Origin of the sequence: Streptomyces sp. NPDC102283, from assembly GCF_044766265.1 — a bacterium.
Taxonomy (GTDB): domain Bacteria; phylum Actinomycetota; class Actinomycetes; order Streptomycetales; family Streptomycetaceae; genus Streptomyces.
This window is the reverse complement of the sequence record NZ_JBIWLQ010000007.1, coordinates 77,533-98,131: the sequence shown is the minus strand read 5'-3', so window position 1 is coordinate 98,131 and position 20,599 is coordinate 77,533. Positions and strand designations below refer to the sequence as shown.

Annotated in this window: 19 protein-coding genes and 1 tRNA gene; 15 read left to right on the top strand and 5 right to left on the bottom strand. The window is 70.9% G+C overall.

Annotation, left to right across the window (positions count from 1 at the left end; genetic code table 11):
- Nucleotides 1-74 precede the first annotated feature (74 nt).
- The 5 genes from ACIRJT_RS15825 to ACIRJT_RS15805 all read left to right on the top strand — a co-directional run bounded on the left by ACIRJT_RS15825 (nt 75) and on the right by ACIRJT_RS15805 (nt 4,399).
- Nucleotides 75-977 (top strand): bifunctional DNA primase/polymerase, encoded by a 903-nt coding sequence (locus ACIRJT_RS15825; RefSeq protein WP_403909195.1) that lies wholly within the window; start codon nt 75-77, stop codon nt 975-977.
- The gene (locus tag ACIRJT_RS15820; protein ID WP_403909192.1) at nt 974-1,321 is read left to right on the top strand and encodes a hypothetical protein; all 348 of its coding nucleotides are present in this window, start codon (nt 974-976) and stop codon (nt 1,319-1,321) included. Before ACIRJT_RS15825 ends, ACIRJT_RS15820 begins: the two co-directional genes overlap by 4 nt.
- Nucleotides 1,318-2,580, top strand: a complete 1,263-nt coding sequence (locus ACIRJT_RS15815) for a DUF3631 domain-containing protein (protein WP_403909189.1) — start codon at nt 1,318-1,320, stop codon at nt 2,578-2,580. The genes ACIRJT_RS15820 and ACIRJT_RS15815 overlap by 4 nt, the downstream gene beginning before the upstream one ends.
- A 169-nt stretch (nt 2,581-2,749) precedes the next feature.
- Entirely contained in the window at nt 2,750-2,935 is a 186-nt protein-coding gene (locus ACIRJT_RS15810) for an AlpA family transcriptional regulator (RefSeq protein ID WP_267942103.1), read from the top strand.
- A 60-nt stretch (nt 2,936-2,995) separates the two neighbouring features.
- Nucleotides 2,996-4,399: a site-specific integrase gene (locus ACIRJT_RS15805; RefSeq protein WP_403909186.1), complete on the top strand. Its 1,404-nt coding sequence runs from the start codon at nt 2,996-2,998 to the stop codon at nt 4,397-4,399.
- A 136-nt stretch (nt 4,400-4,535) separates the two neighbouring features.
- Here the strand turns inward: ACIRJT_RS15805 and ACIRJT_RS15800 are convergent.
- Both ACIRJT_RS15800 and ACIRJT_RS15795 read right to left on the bottom strand, forming a co-directional pair.
- Nucleotides 4,536-4,625 (bottom strand) — tRNA-Ser (locus ACIRJT_RS15800).
- An 86-nt stretch (nt 4,626-4,711) separates the two neighbouring features.
- Nucleotides 4,712-6,430, bottom strand: a complete 1,719-nt coding sequence (locus ACIRJT_RS15795) for a S1C family serine protease (protein WP_403909183.1) — start codon at nt 6,428-6,430, stop codon at nt 4,712-4,714.
- A gap of 201 nt (nt 6,431-6,631) precedes the next feature.
- On the opposite strand from ACIRJT_RS15795, the gene ACIRJT_RS15790 reads away from it, so the two are divergent.
- From ACIRJT_RS15790 to ACIRJT_RS15780, 3 genes are all read left to right on the top strand, one after another.
- Nucleotides 6,632-7,468, top strand: a complete 837-nt coding sequence (locus ACIRJT_RS15790) for a glycerophosphodiester phosphodiesterase (RefSeq protein WP_403909882.1) — start codon at nt 6,632-6,634, stop codon at nt 7,466-7,468.
- Nucleotides 7,469-7,552: 84 nt separating this feature from the next.
- Nucleotides 7,553-8,227, top strand: coding sequence for an ATP-binding protein (locus ACIRJT_RS15785; RefSeq protein ID WP_403909181.1), 675 nt, complete (start codon nt 7,553-7,555; stop codon nt 8,225-8,227).
- A gap of 104 nt (nt 8,228-8,331) precedes the next feature.
- Complete coding sequence (locus ACIRJT_RS15780) at nt 8,332-9,297, top strand: DUF5926 family protein (protein ID WP_403909178.1); 966 nt, start codon at nt 8,332-8,334, stop codon at nt 9,295-9,297.
- A gap of 118 nt (nt 9,298-9,415) precedes the next feature.
- On the opposite strand, the gene ACIRJT_RS15775 is transcribed toward ACIRJT_RS15780, so the two are convergent.
- The gene (locus ACIRJT_RS15775) at nt 9,416-9,667 is read right to left on the bottom strand and encodes a hypothetical protein (protein WP_403909175.1); all 252 of its coding nucleotides are present in this window, start codon (nt 9,665-9,667) and stop codon (nt 9,416-9,418) included.
- 551 nt (nt 9,668-10,218) lie between these two features.
- Nucleotides 10,219-10,962, bottom strand: a complete 744-nt coding sequence (locus ACIRJT_RS15770; protein ID WP_403909172.1) for a bifunctional DNA primase/polymerase — start codon at nt 10,960-10,962, stop codon at nt 10,219-10,221.
- A 648-nt stretch (nt 10,963-11,610) separates the two neighbouring features.
- On the opposite strand from ACIRJT_RS15770, the gene ACIRJT_RS15765 reads away from it, so the two are divergent.
- Together ACIRJT_RS15765 and ACIRJT_RS15760 are read left to right on the top strand one after the other, a co-directional pair.
- Nucleotides 11,611-13,098, top strand: coding sequence for a PP2C family protein-serine/threonine phosphatase (locus ACIRJT_RS15765; protein WP_403909169.1), 1,488 nt, complete (start codon nt 11,611-11,613; stop codon nt 13,096-13,098).
- A gap of 165 nt (nt 13,099-13,263) precedes the next feature.
- A complete protein-coding gene (locus ACIRJT_RS15760) occupies nt 13,264-14,742 on the top strand; it encodes an aminopeptidase P family protein (protein WP_403909166.1) in 1,479 nt (492 codons plus the stop codon).
- A 36-nt stretch (nt 14,743-14,778) separates the two neighbouring features.
- Here ACIRJT_RS15760 and ACIRJT_RS15755 read toward each other — a convergent pair whose 3' ends face one another.
- Nucleotides 14,779-15,333, bottom strand: a complete 555-nt coding sequence (locus tag ACIRJT_RS15755; RefSeq protein WP_403909163.1) for an ATP-binding protein — start codon at nt 15,331-15,333, stop codon at nt 14,779-14,781.
- Between the two features lie 293 nt (nt 15,334-15,626).
- Here ACIRJT_RS15755 and ACIRJT_RS15750 point away from each other — a divergent pair, with 293 nt between their 5' ends.
- The 5 genes from ACIRJT_RS15750 to ACIRJT_RS15730 all read left to right on the top strand — a co-directional run bounded on the left by ACIRJT_RS15750 (nt 15,627) and on the right by ACIRJT_RS15730 (nt 20,570).
- Nucleotides 15,627-16,490: a hypothetical protein gene (locus ACIRJT_RS15750; protein WP_403909160.1), complete on the top strand. Its 864-nt coding sequence runs from the start codon at nt 15,627-15,629 to the stop codon at nt 16,488-16,490.
- 196 nt (nt 16,491-16,686) lie between these two features.
- The gene (locus tag ACIRJT_RS15745) at nt 16,687-17,433 is read left to right on the top strand and encodes a YcnI family protein (protein ID WP_403909157.1); all 747 of its coding nucleotides are present in this window, start codon (nt 16,687-16,689) and stop codon (nt 17,431-17,433) included.
- A 45-nt stretch (nt 17,434-17,478) separates the two neighbouring features.
- Nucleotides 17,479-18,138: an SCO family protein gene (locus ACIRJT_RS15740; RefSeq protein WP_403909155.1), complete on the top strand. Its 660-nt coding sequence runs from the start codon at nt 17,479-17,481 to the stop codon at nt 18,136-18,138.
- Nucleotides 18,135-18,581, top strand: a complete 447-nt coding sequence (locus ACIRJT_RS15735; protein WP_403909152.1) for a copper chaperone PCu(A)C — start codon at nt 18,135-18,137, stop codon at nt 18,579-18,581. Before ACIRJT_RS15740 ends, ACIRJT_RS15735 begins: the two co-directional genes overlap by 4 nt.
- A gap of 12 nt (nt 18,582-18,593) precedes the next feature.
- A complete protein-coding gene (locus tag ACIRJT_RS15730) occupies nt 18,594-20,570 on the top strand; it encodes a copper resistance CopC/CopD family protein (protein WP_403909149.1) in 1,977 nt (658 codons plus the stop codon).
- Nucleotides 20,571-20,599: the final 29 nt, after the last annotated feature.

Sequence of the window (20,599 nt, the reverse complement as noted above, 5' to 3'; positions counted from 1 at the left end):
GCGGCCCCCGTCTCAGCCAATGATCCGGGGCCGCCCTCGTCTGCCAGCACTCATCAGAACTGGAGACCTCCAGCATGACGCATCACGTACCAACCGCAATGCTCTCCGCAGCCTTACAGGCCGCCGAGCACGGCTGGCACGTCTTCCCGCTCCGCCCCGCGGACAAGCGCCCCGCCCTCCACCGTGAGGCGGTCTGCCCGCTGATCGGGGACTGCGCGAGCGGTCACCGCAAGTGGGAGGACCGGGCCACTACCGACCCGGACCGCATCCGCCGGGCCTGGTCCCACGGCCGGTTCAACATCGGGATCGCCACCGGCCCCTCCGGGCTGATCGTGGTGGACCTCGACATGCCCAAGCACAACAGCAGTGCGGACACGCCTTCCGGCGTGACGACCTTTGAGGCGCTCTGCGAGCGCGCCGGGCAGCCCGTCGCCACCACCTACCGCACCCGGACCCCGAGCGGCGGACACCACCTCTACTTCACCGCCCCGACCGGCATCCGCCTCGGGAACACCGCGGGCACCCTGGCCCCCCTGGTGGACACCCGGGCATGGGGGGGATACGTCGTCGCCCCCGGCAGCACCACACCGTGGGGCCGCTACGAGGTCACCGACCCGGTCCCCGTCGTGCCGCTGCCCGGCTGGCTGCTCGCCCTGCTCCGTCCCGCTCCTCGCGGGCCGGTCGGGCCGCTGGCCATGCCGGTGGTCAGTGGCAGCCGGGCCGGGCAGGCCGCTTTGGAGCGGGAGTGCCGGCGGGTTGTCGCGGCGCCGGAGAAGCAGGGCAACAACACCCTCAACCGCAGCGCGTTCAAGGTGGGGCGATTCGTCGCGTGGGGCGACCTCGCCCGGCACGAGGTTGAAGAGGCCTTCCAAGGGGCGGGAGAGGCCCGGGGACTCACCGCTGCCGAGTGCCGCGCCACGATCCGCAGCGCCCTGGACAGCTCCATCCGCACCGCCCGGCCCCGGGAGACGGCATGAGCGCCCCGCCCCGCCCCCGCTTGGAAGGCCATCCGCCTACTCCCCGGCTCAGGCTCGCCGGACCAGCCCCCGCCGCATCCGGCAGTGGTGCGCCGAAGGTCGTCGCCGAAGGCGTCCCCTCTGCTGTTCGCCCTGACCAGCAGAGGGGTGACGGCCGCTACCCCATCGCCTGGCTCACCATCACCGCACCCCGCGGCGCGACCCCCACCGCCACCAGCATCTGCGCATGCGGCCGCAACCTCTTCGCCGCCGGCCACCACAAGGCCCTCGCGCTGATCGCCGACCACACCGACCACAAAACCCGCTGCCCGCTGCGTGCCACTCAGGAAAGGACCGCGTCATGACCGCGACACCGACCTCTGCGCCCATCGACGGTGCCGCCCTCCTCGACGAGGTGGAAGCCTTCCACCGCCGGTTCAACGTCTTCCCCACCGAACACGCCTACGTCGCCGTCGCATTGTGGGACGCGCACGCACACCTGATGGACGCCCTCGACGGCACCGCCCGCATCGCTTTCCTCAGCCCCGAACCCGGCTCCGGGAAGTCGCGTGCGCTGGAGATCATCGAGACGCTCACGCCGCGCGCGGCGACGACCGTCAACGCCTCCGCGAACGCCCTGTTCCGGCTCGTCTCCGCAGACGAGGGAACGCCCACGCTCCTCTTCGACGAGATCGACACCGTCTTCGGCCCGAAGGCGGGCGGGAACGAGGAAGTCCGCGGCTTCCTCAACTCCGGCTACCGGCGCGGCGCCAAGTCCCTTCGCTGCGTCGGAGACGGCTCCGAACAGAAGGCAGCGTTCTTCCCCTCGTTCTGCGCGGTCGCCATGGCCGGACTCGGCTCCCTGCCCGACACGATCCTGACCAGGTCCGTCATCATCCGCATGCGGAAGAAGGCCCCCAACGAGAAGTGCGAGCCCTACCGGCGCCGCGTCCACGAGAAGCAGGGCCACCTCCTGCGGGACCGGCTCGCCGACTGGACCGCCACCCTCCACGACCAGGTAGCCGAAGCCTGGCCCGAGATGCCCGAAGGCGTCACGGACCGGCCCGCCGACGTGTGGGAACCGCTCCTCGCGGTCGCGGACGCGGCCGGAGGGCACTGGCCGTCCCGGGCCCGCGCGGCGTGCATCGAGCTCATCAAGTCCGCGTCCAGCAACGACGAAGCCTCCCTCGGTGTGCGGCTGCTGACCGACCTGCGCGACAAGGTGTTCTGCGGCGTCGACAAGATGCCCACCGCCGCCATCCTCGAAGTCCTCCTCTCCCTCGACGACTCCCCGTGGGCCGACCTGAGCGAGGACGGGCAGGCCATCAAGCCGCTCACCGCCCGGCGGCTCTCCAAGCTCCTGAGCCAGTACGTGCGGCCCGACAACAGTCCGATCAAGCCCAAGGGGATCCGGGTCGGCAGCACCACCCCCAAGGGCTACTACGCCGAAGACCTCACCGACGCGTGGAACCGCTACTGCCGCCCCGACCCCCAGGAATCCGCAACATCCGCAACATCCGCAACACCGCAGGTCAACCAGGGTGAATCTGTGGCGGAAGACCCTTCCGGGACCCGCCACATGTTCGCTGAATCCGACACACCCAGCCTTCGCTGCGTGGTCTGACACCACCCGCCCGACAGGTGCCGCCGCACCCACGTGCGGCGGCACCTATCCGCAACAGAAACAGCATCCGCCACAGATACAAGCCGCTGACCAGCAATGTTGCGGCGTGGCGGATGTTGCGGATCCCTCAGAGCGAAGACGAGAGACCACCTCGAAGAGGAGTCGCAACGTGGCCCGCCCCCAAATGCTGAAGCTGCCCGAAGTCCTCATCGAACTCAACATGAGTCGCGCCGCCTTCTACCGCCTGCGCGCCCGGGGCCTCGCGCCCAAGCTCATCAAGCTCCCCAACCATCAGGTGCGCGTACGCCGTGCCGACCTCGACGCCTGGCTCGCCAGGTACGAGGAAGCTGCCTAAGTCCGCACCGACCAGATCTGAGAGGGCCCGCCACGGCGGGCCCTCTCTTCATGGAGAGACATGCTCACCTTCGACGTCGTCATCTGGTCCATCCGGCAACGGAAAGGCCGGCCGAAGCCCTGGGAGCTCCGCTGGCGCGTCGGAGCCGAGGGGCACTCGAAGAGCTTCACCCTCAAACCGCAGGCTGACGGTCGGCGCTCACAGCTCATGTCCGCTCTGCGAGCGGGGCAGCAGTTCGACGAGGCGACCGGGCTCCCCGAGAAGGAGCTTGCCGCCCTCGCGATGCCGACGTGGTTCGAGCACGCCAGGGCGTACGCGCTGATGAAGTGGCCTGGTGCGGCGGCGAAGCATCGGGCGAGCATCGCGGAATCCCTTGCCGTCGTAACGCCTGTCTTCACGACCGGCACCGGCACCCGACCTGATGCCCGCGTGCTCCGTGCTGCTCTGTACCAGTGGGCGTTCCGAGCCGTGGACGGTCCGAAGGGTCAACTCGTCTCGCGAGCCGACGCCCAGGAGCCTCCCGCAGACGTCCGGAAGGCGTTGGATTGGGTTGCTCAGCATTCGATGCGGGTGGACGAAGCTGCGAAGCCGGAGCACGTACGCGCGGCGCTCGCGGCCCTTTCCCGGCTCCTGAACGGGAAGCACGCGGCGGAGAACACCGCCAACCGGAAGCGCATGGTGCTGAGCAACGCCTTCCGCTTCGCGGTTGAGGAACGCGCCCTCCTCACCCGCCACCCGTTTCTGTCGGTGGACTGGGCTGCTCCCCAGACTTCGGATGAGGTCGATTTCCGGTGGGTACCGGGCCCTCGAATCGCTCGCGCGTTGCTCGCCGCCGTGGCCGCGCAAGGTCCCCGTGGTGAGCATCTGGAGGCGTTCTACGGGGCCGTCTACTACGTGGCGACGCGCCCCGGCGAAGCCGCGGCGCTCAAGGAGTCGGACTTCATCCTGCCGTCTGAGAGCGAGCCGGAGGCGTGGGGCGAAGTGCTGGTGTCAGAGAGCCACCCGGAAGTCGGGGGAGGCTGGACCGACAGCGGGAAGTCCCACGACGAACGAGGCCTGAAGCACCGGGCACGGAAAGCCGTACGGGCCGTTCCCGTCCCGCCGATATACGTGCGCATGGTCCGCGCCCACATCGCGCGCTTCGGTGCAGCGCCGGACGGCCGACTGTTTCGGGCGGTGCGCGGCGGCCGTCTGACGTCGAACGAATACTCCGAGGTCTGGAGCGAGGCGCGGAAGGTCGTACTCAGCGAGCAGGAGCTTCGGACCGCGCTGGCAGAGGTCCCGTACTCCCTGCGGCACGCCGCCATCTCGCTATGGATCAAGTCCGGCATGGACCCGGTGGAGGCCGCCTACCGCGCCGGCCACAGTCTCGCCGTGCTCTACCGGTTCTACGCCAAGCTCCTCAAGGGCGGATCGGCGGCGGCCAACCGGCTCGTTGAGCTGGGGCTCAGTGCCGAGGAGTAGGGCCGATCCTGGCCCACACATGGCCCACACGCTCTGGTCGGCACCGGGAATCAGGGGCACGAGGTGAGACAAGGTGAGCACAGAGGGCGGGCCCCCGTTCCGGAGACCCGCCCTCTGACCTGCTACTTCTCTTACCTGGCGGTGGGTGTGGGATTTGAACCCACGGTGACATCGCTGCCACGACGGTTTTCAAGACCGTTCCCTTAGGCCGCTCGGGCAACCCACCCCGCGTCGGCGGTCCGGTCGCTGTGCAAGCCGATGGGCCGTCAGGCCCGCATGGGGCCGGTTCGACGCGTGGGACAGCCTAGCCGGTCAGCTGTCGCCCTCGCGCTGGCCCAGGGTGACTTCGGCCGTGGCCGTCTTGCCGTCGCGCTCGTACGTCAGGGTCACCTTCTCGCCCGGCTTGCGGGTCCAGATCTCGCCGATCAGGGTCGGGCCGCTGTCGATCACGGTGTCGTTGAACTTCGTGATCACGTCGCCGGCCTTCAGGCCCGCCTTCGCCGCCGGGCCGTTCGGGGTGACGGCGGGGGTGCCGCCCGCGCCCTCGGCGGAGATGGCCGCGCCGCCCGTCTTCTCCTCCATCGTGACCGTCGCGCCGATCACCGGGTAGACCGGCTTGCCGGTCTTGATCAGCTGCTCGGCGACGTTCTTGGCCTGGTTGACCGGGATCGCGAAGCCGAGGCCGATGGAGCCTGCCTGGGACTGGCCGAGGCCGCCGCCGGTCGACTGGATCGCGGAGTTGATGCCGATGACCGCGCCCGTCGCGTCCAGCAGCGGGCCGCCGGAGTTGCCCGGGTTGATCGAGGCGTCGGTCTGCAGGGCGCTCATGTACGAGTTCTTGTTGCTGGAGCCGTCCCCGGACGCCACCGGGCGGTTCTTCGCGCTGATGATGCCCGTGGTGACCGTGTTGGAGAGGCCGAAGGGCGCGCCGATCGCGATCGTCGAGTCCCCGACCGCGACGCCCTCCGAGTTGCCCAGCGGCAGCGGGGCGAGGCCCGCGGGCGGGTTCTTGAGCTTCAGTACGGCCACGTCGTAGCCCTGTGCCCGGCCGACCACCTCGGCGGCGTACTTCTTGCCGTCGGAGAAGGTCGCCGACAGTTCGCCGGACTCCGCGGCGGACGCCACCACGTGGTTGTTGGTGAGGATGTGGCCTTCCTTGTCGTACACGAAGCCCGTGCCCGTGCCACCCTCGCCCTCGCCGCCCTGCGCGTCGATGGTGACCACGCTGGGGAGCGCCTTCGCCGCGACCCCGGCCACCGTGCCCGCCGGGCGCTTCAGGTCCCTCGGGGTGTCCGACGCCGAGATGGTGGTCGAGCCGCCGCCGTTGCTGTCGTTCCGGTCGGCAGCCCAGAAGCCGAGGGCCCCGCCGATGCCACCCGCGACGAGCGCCGCGACGGCCACGGCCGCCACCAGACCGCTGCCGCGGCCCTTACCGCTCCTTCCGCCCGGGGCTTCGGATCCGGGCGGGACCGGAGCGCCCCAGACCGGGCCGTGACCGGTGCCGTTGCCGATACCGCCGGACGCGTGACCGGCGCCCCCGTCGGCGTACGACGGGACGGCGGGCGGGGGCGGCGGCCAGGACGCGGCCCCCGGGGGAAGCCCGGGCTCCGCTCCGTATCCGGGCTCCGCTCCGTATCCGGGCGTCGCTCCGTACGGGGAATGCTGCGGTGGCTGGGCCGGCGGCGGGGTCTGGTGGGCGCCCTGGGCGTACGCGGGCGTGGCCGGAGAGGCCGGGGCGCCTTGGTGCGTGGGGTCGTGGCGCGGCGCTTCGGCGTGCGCCAGCGCCCCTGGTGCCGGAGCACCCGCGCCAGGGGCGGGCGGAGCGGCCTCGGCTGCTCCGGCGTCGTGCAGGGGAAGGCGCGCTGTGTCGTGCGCGGGGTCGTGCGCCGTCTTGTGCGCGGCGTCCTGGGCCGGAGCCGGCGGCGGCGTGGTTCCGTCGGTCGCCGGTTCGGGAGTGACGGCCGGCCCGGGAGGTGCGGACGGCACGGCCGGTACCGCGTTGCCCTCGTTGCCCTCGTTCTCGGTGCTCACAGCTCTTTACTCCTCGGTTCCACTCGGCATCCAGTCGGCGTTCGGCAAGAAATCCGCTGTGCACGTGTCTGCGGTCAGCTTTTCCCACAACACGTCGGGCCACTGTAAGCAGGACCTGTGCATCCGCACACCAATCTTCACATCCGACAAAACGGACCCCCAGGGTGACATGTGCTCAGCCTTCCCCGCGGCGGTGACACCATGGCGCGGGTGACCCACGCACGGCAGCACAGCGCGCACACCTCCATCCAGGTCATCGCCCACCGCGGGGCCTCCGACGACGCCCCCGAGCACACCCTGGCCGCCTACCGCAAGGCGATCGAGGACGGTGCCGACGCCTTGGAATGCGATGTCCGGCTCACCGCCGACGGCCACCTCGTCTGCGTCCACGACCGGCGGGTGAACCGTACGTCCAACGGGCGCGGCGCCGTGTCGGCCCTGGAGCTCGCCGACCTCGCCGCCCTCGACTTCGGCTCCTGGAAGGACCGCGAGGAGTCGCCCGATTGGGATCCGGTGCCGGGCGAGCTCACCTCCGTACTCACCCTGGAACGGCTCCTGGAGCTCTTCACCGAGGTCCGGGCCTCCGGGCGGCCGCTCCAGCTGGCCATCGAGACGAAGCACCCCACGCGCTGGGCCGGGCAGGTCGAGGAGCGACTGCTGCATCTCCTGAGGCGCTTCGGGCTGGCCGATCCGCCCGCTGACGGGCCCTCGCCCATCCGCGTCATGAGCTTCTCCGCCCGCTCCCTCCACCGAGTCCAGGCCGCCGCGCCCACGCTGCCGACGGTGTACCTCATGCAGTTCGTATCGCCCCGGATGCGCGACGGACGGCTGCCCGCCGGGGCCCGGATCGCGGGGCCGGGCATGCGGATCGTGCGCAGCCACCCCGGATACATCGAGCGCCTGCACCGTGCGGGGCACCGGGTGCACGTGTGGACGGTGAACGACCCTTCCGACGTCGACCTGTGCGCCGAACTCGGCGTCGAGGCGATCATCACCAACCGTCCGAAGCAGGTTCTGTCCCAACTGGGCCGCATTTAGTACGGATGAGGACCCGCCAGGGCCCCGACCTCGGCTGTTACGGGGTGTGCACCGGCGCACTCGGTGCGCGTTCGATCGTTACGAGTGCGTCACCGGCAGTGCATTGGCCGGTTTCCGGTGCAGCTCAGTGGGGCATCCAACCCGTGGCGTGGGGCAAAGGAGGTCTCGGGGGTGGCGTTGGTGGTGGCACAAGAGGTGCCCGCGTCGTCGAGCATGGCCATTCCTCATGGCCCTGCCGGCGTGGGGCAGGCACGACACCGGATGCGTGAACAGTTGCGCGGCAACGGAGTGTCGGACGCGGTCGTCGACGACGCTGTTCTGATCCTGTCCGAACTTCTCAGCAACGCCTGTCGGCACGGCAGGCCCCTGGGGCGGCACACCGACGTCGGCGACGGAGACGTCCGCGCCGCCTGGCGGGTGGACACCGCCGGCGCGCTCACCGTGGAGGTCACGGACGGCGGCGGCCCGACCCGCCCGGTTCCGGCCACTCCTTCGGTGACGGCACGCGGTGGCCGGGGCCTCAACATCATCAACGCCCTGGCCCAGGAATGGGGCGTACGGGACGACTCCTCCGGCGAGGTCACCGTCTGGGCCCTGGTCTCCTCGAAGAAGCCGCCCGGAATCGGCGGCACCGGCCCCGCCCCGAACGGAACCGGTGCCAACGGCTCCGGCACCGGTGGCATCGACGCCAACGGCATCGGCGGGCTCACCGGGTTCGAGGGGCTGGACCTCTCCGAGGCTTTCGACGACGTGGGCTGAGCGCGCGGGCGACGGGGCCGAGCCCGCACGGCGGAGGAGCGGCGCTCCCCGGGCGGCTAGGCTCGCGCCGAGTCCGCACTGTCGCAATCGGGAGAATGCCCACCATGGCCAAGAAGCGCCCTCAGTCCAAGGCCGGGAAGCAGCAGCTCAAGGACGGTGAGATCCCGGTCGTCGGGGCCCGTGAGCCCTGCCCGTGCGGATCGGGCCGCCGCTACAAGGCGTGTCACGGACGCGCCGCCGCCCAGGCCGTGACCGAGCTCGTGCACCGCCCCTTCGAGGGACTCGCGGGCGAGTGCGACTGGGTCGCCCTGCGCGAACTGGTGCCCGCCGCCACGGTCGAACTGACCCTCAAGGACGGGCTGCCCGAGGGAGTTCCGTCGGTGACGCTCGCGACGGTCCTGCCGATGGCCTGGCCGGCCCTGCGCCGCGACGACGGTTCCGTCCTGCTCGCCCTGCAGAACGACACCTCGTCCGGCGACCTCAGCCGCGATCTCGCGGACACCCTCCAGCGCGCCCTGGAAGCCCAGCCCGGCTCCCCGGTCACCGCACGGCGCGTCCCGGCCGACGGCCCGCGCCTCCAGGACCTCCTCGCCCCGGACGCCACGTTCGAGCCGAACGTGCACTCCGGATTCGAGTTCTGGGTTCCGGACGCGGAGAACGCCACGCCGGAGGTGTCCGCCTCGCTGGAGCGCGCGAACGCCGCCGCACTCCCGACGACGCTGCTGTCCGGCGTCGACGCCGCGTACTGGTGCGAGACCCCGGAGAAGAACCACCTGCGCTGGGTCATGCCGCACCCCGAGGAGCAACTCCTCGACGCGCTCGCCCGGCTGCACGCCGCCGGCACCTCCTCGCTCGGCGACGACACCCGCCTGGTCGGATCGTTCCGGGCGCACGGGCTCGTGGTCCCCGTCTGGGACCTGCCCAGCTCGATGGGGGCCGAGGCGTGCGAGAAGCCCGCCGTCGAGTTCGCCGAGCGACTGGCGACGGCACTCGCGTCCGACGCCCCGCTCACCGCCGAGGAACGGCGCGCCCGGGGCGGTCTCACCAACCGCCAGGTGACCCTCAGCTGACAGTGACGACGGAGCGCCGCCGACGGTGACCCTCGTCACAACTCGCCGTACTGGCAAGTAAATCGGCGTCCTTACAGGCGAGATCGAATTTGCGAACGGCAGATCTCTTGTTACGGTTCTAGAAGCCCGGTCGCTGGTGCATCCCCCGTCGCCAGCGACCGGGCGTCTTCGTTTCCTGCTGCGGACCGCCCCGTGACACCCCCGGGCGCGCAGGCCGCACCGCTCCCGAAACCCCGCCTGCCGCGTCGGAGCCCCCGGTCGGCGCGCCATCGCGGCACCTGTCGCCCTCGCGGTCCATGCCATGCATGCCGCCCATGCCGTCCATGCCGTCCATGCCGTCCATGCCGTCCATGCCGTCCATGCCGTCCATGCGATCGTCACCGCCAGAAGAGGCCTACCGATCAAACTCAGGCAGAGATTCGGCCTCTGCGCTCATTCCCGGTGACGATTTCAGCAACGCCGGAGACAGGGCGACAGATTTATCTCCGGATAGCCCATCAGGAGCCTTTTCCTCTGCCCTTTCTGGCGATCCACCAGACGGTTGAGCCCCGGCTGCCGGATCACCCGATACGGCAACCGGAGCACCGGAGCAACGACGGGTTCCGCGAAGCGGCCAGCGGCACCAGGCAGGCGAACACGACGGCGACCGCCGGACCGATGACCGTCGGACCGTCGGACCGTCGGACCGGTCGTCGGACGGATCAGGCGGAGATTCACGATGGCGCAACTGGCGACTGCGCGGAATTCCTGACGGCGGGGCGCCGATATCGACGCAATGCGCACCGTCAGGCCGCGCGGCACCGTCTTGTCGGGGATCCGGCCCGGCTCACACCCGTTCGAGTGAGCCGGACACCGGACCACGAGCCGGCCACCGCGATCCGGGCTCCTCCCGGTCGCCACGATTCCCGCCGTTCGGCTGGCTCAGTGGGCCAGCCGACTGCCGCCGCCCGGGGCGCCGGTGCTCGCCTCGACCAGGGCGTCCAGGACCGCTTCCACGTCCGGGAGCCAGGGCGCCGCGACCGCGGGAGCACCGCCCTTTGCCCGCCCCCGGGACACCGGGGCGGCGACGGAGGTCCCTGCCTTCGCGGGGGGCCGCTCCCAACGGACCTGGCCCGAGCCGGTCCGGGACGGCGGCAGGACGAGATAACCACCCTCACCGTGGAACCGGAGCGAGCTGGGCACCCAGTCCTTCGCGTACAGCAGTTCCCCGAGCCGTTCCAGGCTGTACGGGGCGACCAGCAGCGACCACCGGGTGGGCGTCGCCACGACGGGGCCGAGCCGCATACCGAGGACATCGAGGGCGCTGAGCGCTCTGGCGCCGGCCACGGCGGGCAGGCTCACCGCGCAGGGCGCGCGGCCGCCGGTCGCCAGCATCACGGGGGCCGTGGGGCGGTGGGTCCACCACCAGCGCACCATGCGCTCGTCCGTGGTGGCTGCCAGCAGGCCGGGATCGAAGGGGTGTGCGCCCGGTACGGCGCAGTCGGGTTCGGGGCAGGCGCAGCCTGGGCCGCCGCTCTCGCCGCGCGGGCCGGCCTGCGCCGTCCCCACTCCGGGGAGCACGGGCCATTGCCATACGGTGGCACAGGTCAGGGCCGCGTCGAGCCGTGCGGTCCCCTCCTTGCGCCGGAGCCGGAGCCTGCGTCGCCTTCCGAGGATCTCGCGCATGAGCGCTCGTTCCTTTCCGTTGAACGCCGAGTCCACATGACACACGCGTGTGTGACACCACGTGCGTATCTCTTCGCTGTGCGTACGCGCTCATCAGTTCTGCGGTACGGGCGTGCCGTCGATACCGCGCGTGAGCCGAGCCGAGCCGAGTGGAACCGATCCGAATAGAACCGATCTGGGGTGAAACAGAGCCGAACCGAGCAGAGTCGAGCGGGTCGAGCGGAGTCGAACCGAACGGGGCCGAACTGACCGATCGGTCCGAACCGACCGAGCGGAGTCGTGCTGCCCTGGCAGAGTCGTGCGGGTCGAACCGAGCGGGTCGAGCCGGACCGGCGATCGCTGGGCGAGGGCGGCGTGCGCCTCGCCTGCCGCCCCTGGTGCGAACCCCGCCGTCCGGGGCGAGGCCGTCACCTTCACGGGTAAGGACGCCCGAACCCGCTGCCGGGTTCCTGAGCGATCACCACCGCACCCGCGCATCACCGTTTACGTACCCAGCATGCCCGGAATGACGCTCCTCCGGCGACTTGACCCCGGAGGTCCCCCTGTTGAGCAGCCCCAGTCGATCGTAAATAGCGTCCATAGGGTGCAATTTTCAGCCAAGTTAACCGACACTGAGAGAGCACGAATCGCCCAGCACCCGAAGGGACAATGCTGGACATCAGGTTACTTGTGCGTGTACATGTGGATGTATTGATAGTGGCGCAGAATCACATGGGGGTTTGCGATGCTATTCGACGAATCACACCGGTCGGAAAGCTGGCTGCCATGAGCGCCCCACACCTGCCGAAAGTGGCTGGAATCGATCCAGAGGTTCCGGTTTCAACGCACACTCCCGCTCCTCTGACGGTGGTCCCGGGACCACCCGGAGCCTTCATCCAGGACCGGCTCGCGGGCTGGGTCTCGGACCTCACGACCCTGCACGAACTCACCGAGCGGCTGGCCGGGACGAACACCCTCGACGACGCCCTGAACGAGCTGCTGCACGCCGGAGCCGCCCTCGTCGGCGCCCGCCGCGGACTTCTCGTCCTGGAGCCGGCGAACGGCGAAGGCCCTTCCGCCACCCTCGGCCTCGGCCTCGGCCACGCCGAACTCGGCAACATCGAGACCGTGCCGCGCGCGGCCACCGCGCTCGGCCGCGTCCTCGACGGGCGGCCGGACACCGCCGACGGGGTCGCCAGCCCCGACCTGCTCGGCGAGAAGGACCTGGACCCCCGGCACCGCGAAGTCGCCACCCGCCTCGGCTACGCCGCCAGCTACGCCCTCCCGCTCGCCTCCGAGACGGCGGGCCGCCTCGGCGCGGTCCTCTGGCTCTACGACGAACCGGCCGAGCCCGCACAGAAGCAGCGCCACCTCGTCGGCCTCTACGCGCGCTACGCCACCGAGCACCTGGCCCGCCTGATCGAGCTGGAGCGCGCCCGCGCGGATGTCGCCGCCGTCGCCGAGGAGCTGCTGCCCAGCCGGCTGCCCCGGGTCCCCGGCATCCGGCTCGCCGCCCGGCACCGCACCGGCCCCCGGGGCGGCGGCGACTGGTACGACGCCCTGCCGCTGCCCGACCGCACGCTCGGCCTCGCCGTCGGCTCCGTGGGCGGGTCCGGACCGAGCGCCATGGCCGCCATGGGCCGACTGCGCGCCAGCCTGCGGGCGTACGCCGTGATGGAGGGCGAGGACCCCGTCGCCGTCCTCTCCGACCTGGAGCTGCTGCTGCGGCTCGCCGAACCCGCGCGGACCGCGACCGCCCTCTTCGCCTACTGCGATCCGGCCGCCCGCAAGGTCGTGCTGGCCGGGGCCGGGCACAACCCGCCCCTGGTGCTCGGCGAGCGGCGCTGCGAGTTCGTCGAGACCACGCTCTCCGCCCCGCTGGGGATGCTCGCCTGCTGGGAGGCGCCGAGCGTGGAGTTCAGCCCGGCGCCCGGCGAAACGGTGCTGCTCTACACGGACGGGCTGCTGCGCCGCACCGGGGACGCGATGGACCGCGCCTTCGCCCGGCTGCACTCCGCCGCCGCCTCCGTACCGAAGTCGGCCCGACACGATCCGGCGGCCGTCGCCGACCATGTCCTGCGCACGATGCTGCCCGACGGCCTCGATCGGAGTGACTCGGCCGAGGACGTCGTGATCCTCGCCGCCCACTTCGACTGACCTCCCACTTCGACTGACCTCCCGCGTCGGCTGACCTCCCGCGTCGGCTGACCTTCGATCGATCCGTCGGCGGTATCCGGTAACAGGTCCTTCGGCCCTGGGCCCCCATCCGTACGCCCGTACGATGGGTGATGGTCCAGTGTCGTACTCAAGGAGAGACAAAACGTGTCTGAGGAGCTCATCCCGGAGAACCCGGAGCAGGAGACCGAGGAGAACGAAGCAGAGGAACCGGTCAAGCAGCGGAAGAACGGCCTGTACCCGGGCGTCTCCGACGAGCTCGCCGACAACATGAAGTCGGGCTGGGCCGATACGGAGCTGCACGACCTCCAGCCGATCGCCCAGGCAGAGCACACCGCCGCCCGGCGCGCCGCACTCTCCGTCCGCTTCCCCGGCGAGCGCCTGGTCATCCCCGCGGGCAACCTGAAGACCCGCTCCAACGACACCGAGTACGCCTTCCGCGCCTCCACCGAGTACGCGTACCTCACCGGTGACCAGACCCAGGACGGCGTGCTCGTCCTGGAGCCGAAGGGCAGCGGCCACGAGGCGACCCTGTACCTGCTGCCGCGCTCCAACCGGGAGAACGGCGAGTTCTGGCTCGACGGCCAGGGCGAGCTGTGGGTAGGCCGACGGAACTCCCTCTCCGAGGCCGAGCAGCTGCTGAACATCCCCGCGAAGGACGTCCGCGAGCTGACCGCCGTGCTGGCCGAGGCCACCGGCCCGGTCCGCAACGTGCGCGGCCACGACGCGTCCGTCGAGGCCGCGCTCACCGACAAGGTCACCGCGGAGCGCGACGAGGAGCTGCGCGTCTACCTCTCCGAGGCCCGTCTGGTGAAGGACGCCTTCGAGATCGCCGAGCTGCAGAAGGCGTGCGACGCCACCGCGCGCGGCTTCGAGGACGTCGTCAAGAGCCTCGACAAGGCCGAGGCGACCAGCGAGCGCTTCATCGAGGGCACGTTCTTCCTGCGCGCCCGGATCGAGGGCAACGACATCGGCTACGCCTCGATCTGCGCCGCCGGTCCGCACGCCACCACCCTGCACTGGGTCCGCAACGACGGTGACGTCCGCGCCGGCGAGCTGCTGCTCCTGGACGCCGGCGTGGAGACCAACGACCTCTACACCGCCGACGTGACGCGCACCCTGCCGATCAACGGCACCTTCTCGCCGCTCCAGCGCAAGATCTACGACGCGGTGTACGAGGCCCAGGAGGCGGGCATCGCCGCCGTGAAGCCCGGCGCCACCTTCCGCGACTTCCACGACGCCTCGCAGCGCGTGCTCGCCGAGAAGCTCGTCGCGTGGGGCCTGCTCGGCGACCTGGACGTGGACAAGGTCCTGGAGCTCGGCCTCCAGCGCCGTTGGACCCTCCACGGCACGGGCCACATGCTCGGCATGGACGTCCACGACTGCGCCGTCGCGCGCACCGAGGCGTACGTCGACGGCGTCCTGGAGCCGGGTGTCTGCCTGACCGTGGAGCCGGGGCTGTACTTCCAGGCCGACGACCTGACCGTGCCCCAGGAGTACCGGGGCATCGGCGTCCGGATCGAGGACGACATCCTCGTCACCGAGGACGGCAACCGGAACCTCTCCGACACGCTGCCCCGCCAGGCGGACGAGGTCGAGGCCTGGATGGCTCGGCTGAAGGGCTGACCCATCGCCGTACCTCTCGGGAGGGCGCGCCGTTCACTACGCCGTGAGCAGCGCGCCCTCGCGCCATTTCAGGACCTTGTCGAAGCGCACCACCGCGCCGTGGCCCGGCCGGTTGCCGAACTGGACGTGATCCGAGAGCTGCTGGATCAGGTCCAGGCCCCGGCCGCTCTCGGCTTCGGCGCCCCGCGGGGGGAGTGGCTGCTGCGGGTTCTGTGACTGCTGTGGGTGCTGTGAGTGCTGCGACTGCTGTACTGAATGCGCGGCTGGGCGAAGCGCGCGGCGGGCAGGAAAGCCCGGCCCCGAGTCGCTGACCTCGATACGGCATTTCTCGCCGTCCAGATAGGCCGTGACCCGGTACTGCCCGGAGTCCGCGGCAGGGTGTCCGTAACCGAAATCTCCCGACTCCCCGAGAGCCGTCCGGTCGCCGCCGTGTTCGACGGCGTTCGCACAGGCCTCGCTGAGCGCGACCGACAGGTCGAAGGAGATGTCCGGATCCACCCCTGCGGTTTCCATGGTGCCGAGCAGAAAACGACGGGCGAGCGGGACGCTCGCGGCTTCGCGCCGCAAATGGAGAGACCACCAGATGCTCATCTTTCAGCCTCCTGGCTGCGGCTCGACGTATCGATACGTATTGCCGCCCTCGGCACTTCGTAAGCACGGATCGGGTGTGAGAGCCCTCATTCGGCGGATGCGGATATTCGGCCGCCCGGTGTATGGAACCGCCCGACCCCAGGTCACCGGGCGTCCGACCGGTGACCTGGGGTACCCGCCCCTGGTCCGTACATCCCCCGCGAACGGGCGCAACAAGCACGGTTGGGGACGGAGCCTGATCTTCCGGACCTGCCGTACGGCACAGGGGGGTGCAGTGCGATGATGTCCCGGCCATGTCCACGCCTCTCGCACACGCAGGAGCCGGTCTGCGGCTCATGAGGGCCGCGGTGTTCACCGCGGCCTGCGTCGTGCTGTCCGCGGCCGGACACGCGCTCGCCGCCGGAGCGCCCGTCCCCGCGTGGACACTGCTCGCCGGATTCCTCGGCGTCCTCGCCGTCGCCACGCTCCTCGCCGGACGGGAACGTTCCCTTCCGTCGATCGTGGGCGCGCTGGTCGGCGGACAGATCCTCCTGCACGTGCTCTTCGCGTACGGCAGCCACGCCGACGCCCCGGCCGCCGCCGCGCCCACCGGCGCCGACAACCCGGTCATCCGGTTCGCCGCCGGACTCGTCTGCGGTGCCGGACCGGAGCAGCTGAACGCGACCGACGCCCATCGCATCGTCTCCTCCGCCGGCATCGACCCGTCGACGCTCGCGGGGGCCCACGGCCATCTCGCGGACGGCGGGGCCACAGCGGTCGGGAGCGCCGCGTCGGTGGCCCCGGACGGCGTCTTCGGCATCGCTCAGCTCTGCGCCGCGGTCTCCGCGCTGCTGCCGAGCCTGCCGATGTTCCTGGCCCACGTCCTCGTCGCGGTCGCCACCGGCTGGCTGCTGCGGCGCGGCGAGATCGCCCTCTTCGGACTGGCCCGGCTCTCCGCCCACAGCGCCCAGGCGCTGGCGGCCGGGGCCCGGCTGCGGTCCCTGCGGGCCGCGCTCGCCCTCGTCCGCGCACTGCGGGCAGGGGCACGCGAGCAGCTCATGGCCGGGCCGCGCGTTCCGCGCCACTCCGACGATGTGCCGGTACCGGCCGTCGGAGATCCTCTGCAACACCTGGTGATCAGGCGCGGGCCCCCGGCCCCGTACGCCCTCGCAGCCTGACACGACACCTCCGACGGCCCCGCGGATCACATCCGCGCACGTTCCCGTGCACGCATGTTCCCGTGCACGCATGTTCCCGTGCACGCATGTTCCTGTGCGCGCACGCCCACGGAACCGGACCACGAGGTGTCGTGATGCCGCCGCGCATCCGCGCGACGGACCACCGTGTTCCCCTTCCCCTGTGGAGATTCCTGCCATGAAGCTTTCCCGTATCGCCCTCGCCGGCGGCGTCGCCGCGTCCACCGTCCTGCTGATCGCCGGTCCGGCCGCCGCCCACGTCAGCGTCCAGCCGGTCGGCGAGGCCGCCAAGGGCGGATACGCCACGCTCAACTTCAAGGTCCCCAACGAGCGCGACCAGGCCTCGACCGTGAAGCTCGAAGTGAACTTCCCGGCCGACCACCCGCTGTCGTCCGTGACCCCGCAGGCCGTCCCCGGCTGGAAGATCGACATCTCCAAGAGCAAGCTCGACAAGCCTCTTGAGGTGCACGGCAAGAAGATCACCGAGGCCGTTTCCAAGGTGACCTGGACCGCGGACGAGGGCGAGATCGCCCCCGGCTACTTCCAGCAGTTCCCGGTCTCCGTCGGCGCCCTTCCCGAGGACGCCGACCAGCTCGTCTTCAAGGCGATCCAGACGTACGACAACAAGGAAGTCGTCCGCTGGATCGAGGAGCCCACGGCCGGCGGCGAGGAGCCCGACAGCCCGGCCCCCGTCCTGAAGCTGACCGCCGCCGCCGAGGACGGCCACGGCGGCGCGGCCGACGACGCCAAGAAGACCGACGACCACAAGGCCGCCGACACCGACGCGTCGGCCAAGGAGAGCAGCACCGCCGCGTCCTCCTCCTCCAGCGACACCACCGCCCGCACGCTGGGCATCATCGGCATCGTCATCGGCATCGGTGGCATCGCGTTCGGCGTGCTCGCCGGACGTCGCCGCTCGGCCTGACCGGCCGGTTCCCTCACCCGCACCACGTTCAGGACACCTCATCCCATGCGCAACAGAAAAGCAGTGACGGCCGTGGCGTTCGCCGCCGCGGCCGCACTGGCCCTCTCCGCCTGCGGCACCGGTGACGACAAGGCGGGCTCATCGGCAGTCGCCGACGTCAGCGCCGCGCCGAAGGACAAGGCCGCGACCGTCCTCGACCAGCCGTTCACCAAGCCGAACCTCGTCCTCACCGACACCCACGGCAAGGAGTACGACCTCCGGGAGGCGACCAAGGGCAAGCCGACGCTCATCTACTTCGGCTACACCAAATGCCCCGACGTCTGCCCGCTGACCATGAGCAACATCTCGCTCGCCAAGCGGGAACTGCCCAAGGCCGACCAGGAAAAGCTCCAGGTCGTCTTCGTCACCACCGACCCCGAGCGCGACACCCCCGCCTCGCTCGGCGCGTGGCTCTCCGCCCAGGACCCCTCCTTCACCGGCCTCACCGGCGACTTCCCGACCATCCAGGCCGGGGCGCGGCAGATCGGCATCGGCATCGACGCGCCGAAGAAGGAGAAGGACGGGACCGTCGTCTCGATGCACGGCGCCCAGGTCATCGCCTTCTCCCCGAAGACGGACAAGGGATATGTGCTCTACGGCGAGGACACCACCGCCGAGGAGTACACGAAGGACCTTCCCAAGCTGCTCAAGGGGGAGGCTCCGTGAACCGCCGCGCGGCCCTCGTCGGCGTCCTGGCCCTCACCACGGGGCTGACGCTGGCCGGGTGCTCGTCGGACAGCACGCCCGACCTGGAGGTCGTCGGCGCGTATCTGCCGCAGCCCGTCAGCGACATGGCCGCCGGGTTCCTCGTCGTCCAGAACAAGGGTGATGCCGGGGACCGGCTCACCTCGGTGACCAGTCCGCTCTCCGACGACGTCACGATCCACGAGACGAAGAACCAGAAGATGCGCAAGGTCTCCTCGTTCGAGGTGCCCGCGGGCGGCGAGCTCGACCTCGAACGCGGTGGCAACCACATCATGTTCATGAAGCTCAAGCAGAAGCCCAAGCAGGGCGAGAAGGTCTCCGTCGAGCTGCACTTCGAGAAGGCCGGCCTCATCACGGTCGACCTGCCGGTGAAGGAAACCACCCACAACCCGAAGAAGCAGTGAGGGACTGAACCGATGTCTGCCACCGCCCCGTACGCCGGACCGTCCCCGATACGCCGGCCCGTCGCCGCCGCCGCACTCCTCACCGCGCTGGTCAGCCTGGTCTTCGGACTGCTGCTGGCCGGCGCGGGCCCGGCGTCCGCGCACGCCGCCCTCACCGGGAGCGACCCGCAGGACGGGGCGGTGGTGGACACCGCGCCCAAGGAGGTCACCCTCAGCTTCTCCGAGGCCATCGCCGTGGGCGACGACTCCATCCGCGTCCTCGACCCCAGCGGCAAACGCGCCGACACCGAGGCCGAACCGCGCGATCTCTCCGAAGGCTCCACCGTCCGCTACGGCGTCGCGCTCCACTCCGGTCTGCCGGACGGCACCTACACCGTGGCCTGGCAGGCGATCTCCGCCGACAGCCATCCGATCTCCGGCGCGTTCACGTTCTCCATCGGCGCCCCGTCCGAGACCACGGTGGCCCTGTCCTCCCAGGAGGCGGGCGGCGGCCCGGTCGGCGTCGTCTACGACATCGCGCGCTACGCCGCCTACGGCGGTTTCGTGCTGCTCGTCGGCGGCAGCGCGTTCGTCCTGGTCTGCTGGCGGAGCGGCGCCACCGCCCTGCCGATGCAGCGGCTCGTGGTCCGCGGCTGGCTCACGCTGACCGCGGCGACCCTGGTCATGCTGCTGCTGCGCAACCCGTACACCGGCAGCGGGCAGTTCGCCGACGCCTTCGACCTCGCCGGGCTCCAGTCCGTCCTGGACACCAAGCCCGGCGCCGCCCTCGTCTCCCGGCTGCTGCTGCTCGGGGCCGCCGCCCTGTTCATCGCCGTGCTCTTCGGCACGTACGCCCGGCGCGAGGACGAGCAGGAGAAGAAGGACCTCACCTTCGGCCTCGCCGTCGGGGGCGGGGTGGTCGCGGCGGGCATCGCCGCCACCTGGGCGATGTCCGAGCACGCCTCGACCGGCATCCAGGCGTCCATCGCCATGCCGGTGGACGTGGCGCACCTGTTGGCCGTCGCCGCGTGGCTCGGCGGGCTCGCCTCGCTCCTGGTGGCGCTGTACCGGACGCCGGACATCAAGAGCGCCGCGGTCCGGCGCTTCTCCGCGGTCGCGTTCGGCAGTGTCGTGGTCCTGGCGGCGACCGGGATCTACCAGTCCTGGCGGCAGGTCGGCTCCTGGTCGGCGCTGACCGGGACGCGTTACGGGCAGTTGCTGATCCTCAAGGTGGCGCTGATCGCCGTCCTGCTCGCGGTCGCCTGGTTCTCCCGGCGCTGGACCGGACGGCTGACGGACACCGCTGTCACCCCCTCCGCGGCCGAGGTGGAGGACGCCGCGACCGAAGACGCCGCGACCGAGCCGGGGAACACCGCCCCGGTCACGTCGGAGGACGCTTCCGCTGCTTCCGCTGCTTCCGACGACATCGCCCCCGAGCGCGCCGCGCAACTGGCCCGTCAGCGGGCCGTTCTGACCGCGACGAAGAAGAAGCGGATACGGGACGCCGATCCGGAGCGCTCCGGACTGCGCCGCTCGGTCCTGGCCGAAGCCGCCGTCGCTGTCGTCCTGCTGGCCGTCACCACCATGCTGACGTCCACCGAACCCGGCCGTACGGAGGAGGAGGCCGCGGCCGGCGCCACCGCGGCCACTGCTCCCGCCGCCGGCGGCGCCCCGGTCAACCTGAGCATGCCGTTCGACACCGGCGGCGAGAACGGCAAGGGCACCGTCCGCATCGACATCGACCCCGGCCGCACCGGGTCCAACGATCTGCACGTGTGGATCGACGGCAGCGACGGCGAGCCGATGGACGTTCCCGAGCTGAAGCTGGCCCTCACCCTGGAGTCGAAGGACATCGGCCCGCTGCCGGTGGTCCCCGACCGGCTGGCCGAGGGGCACTGGACGGCGAGCGGCGTGCAGATTCCGATGGCCGGGGACTGGAAGGTCGACGTGACGGTACGGACCTCCGACATCGACCAGGTCACCATCGACAAGAACGCGAAGATCGGCTGAGCACGGTGAGCAAGACCAAGAAGCTGAGC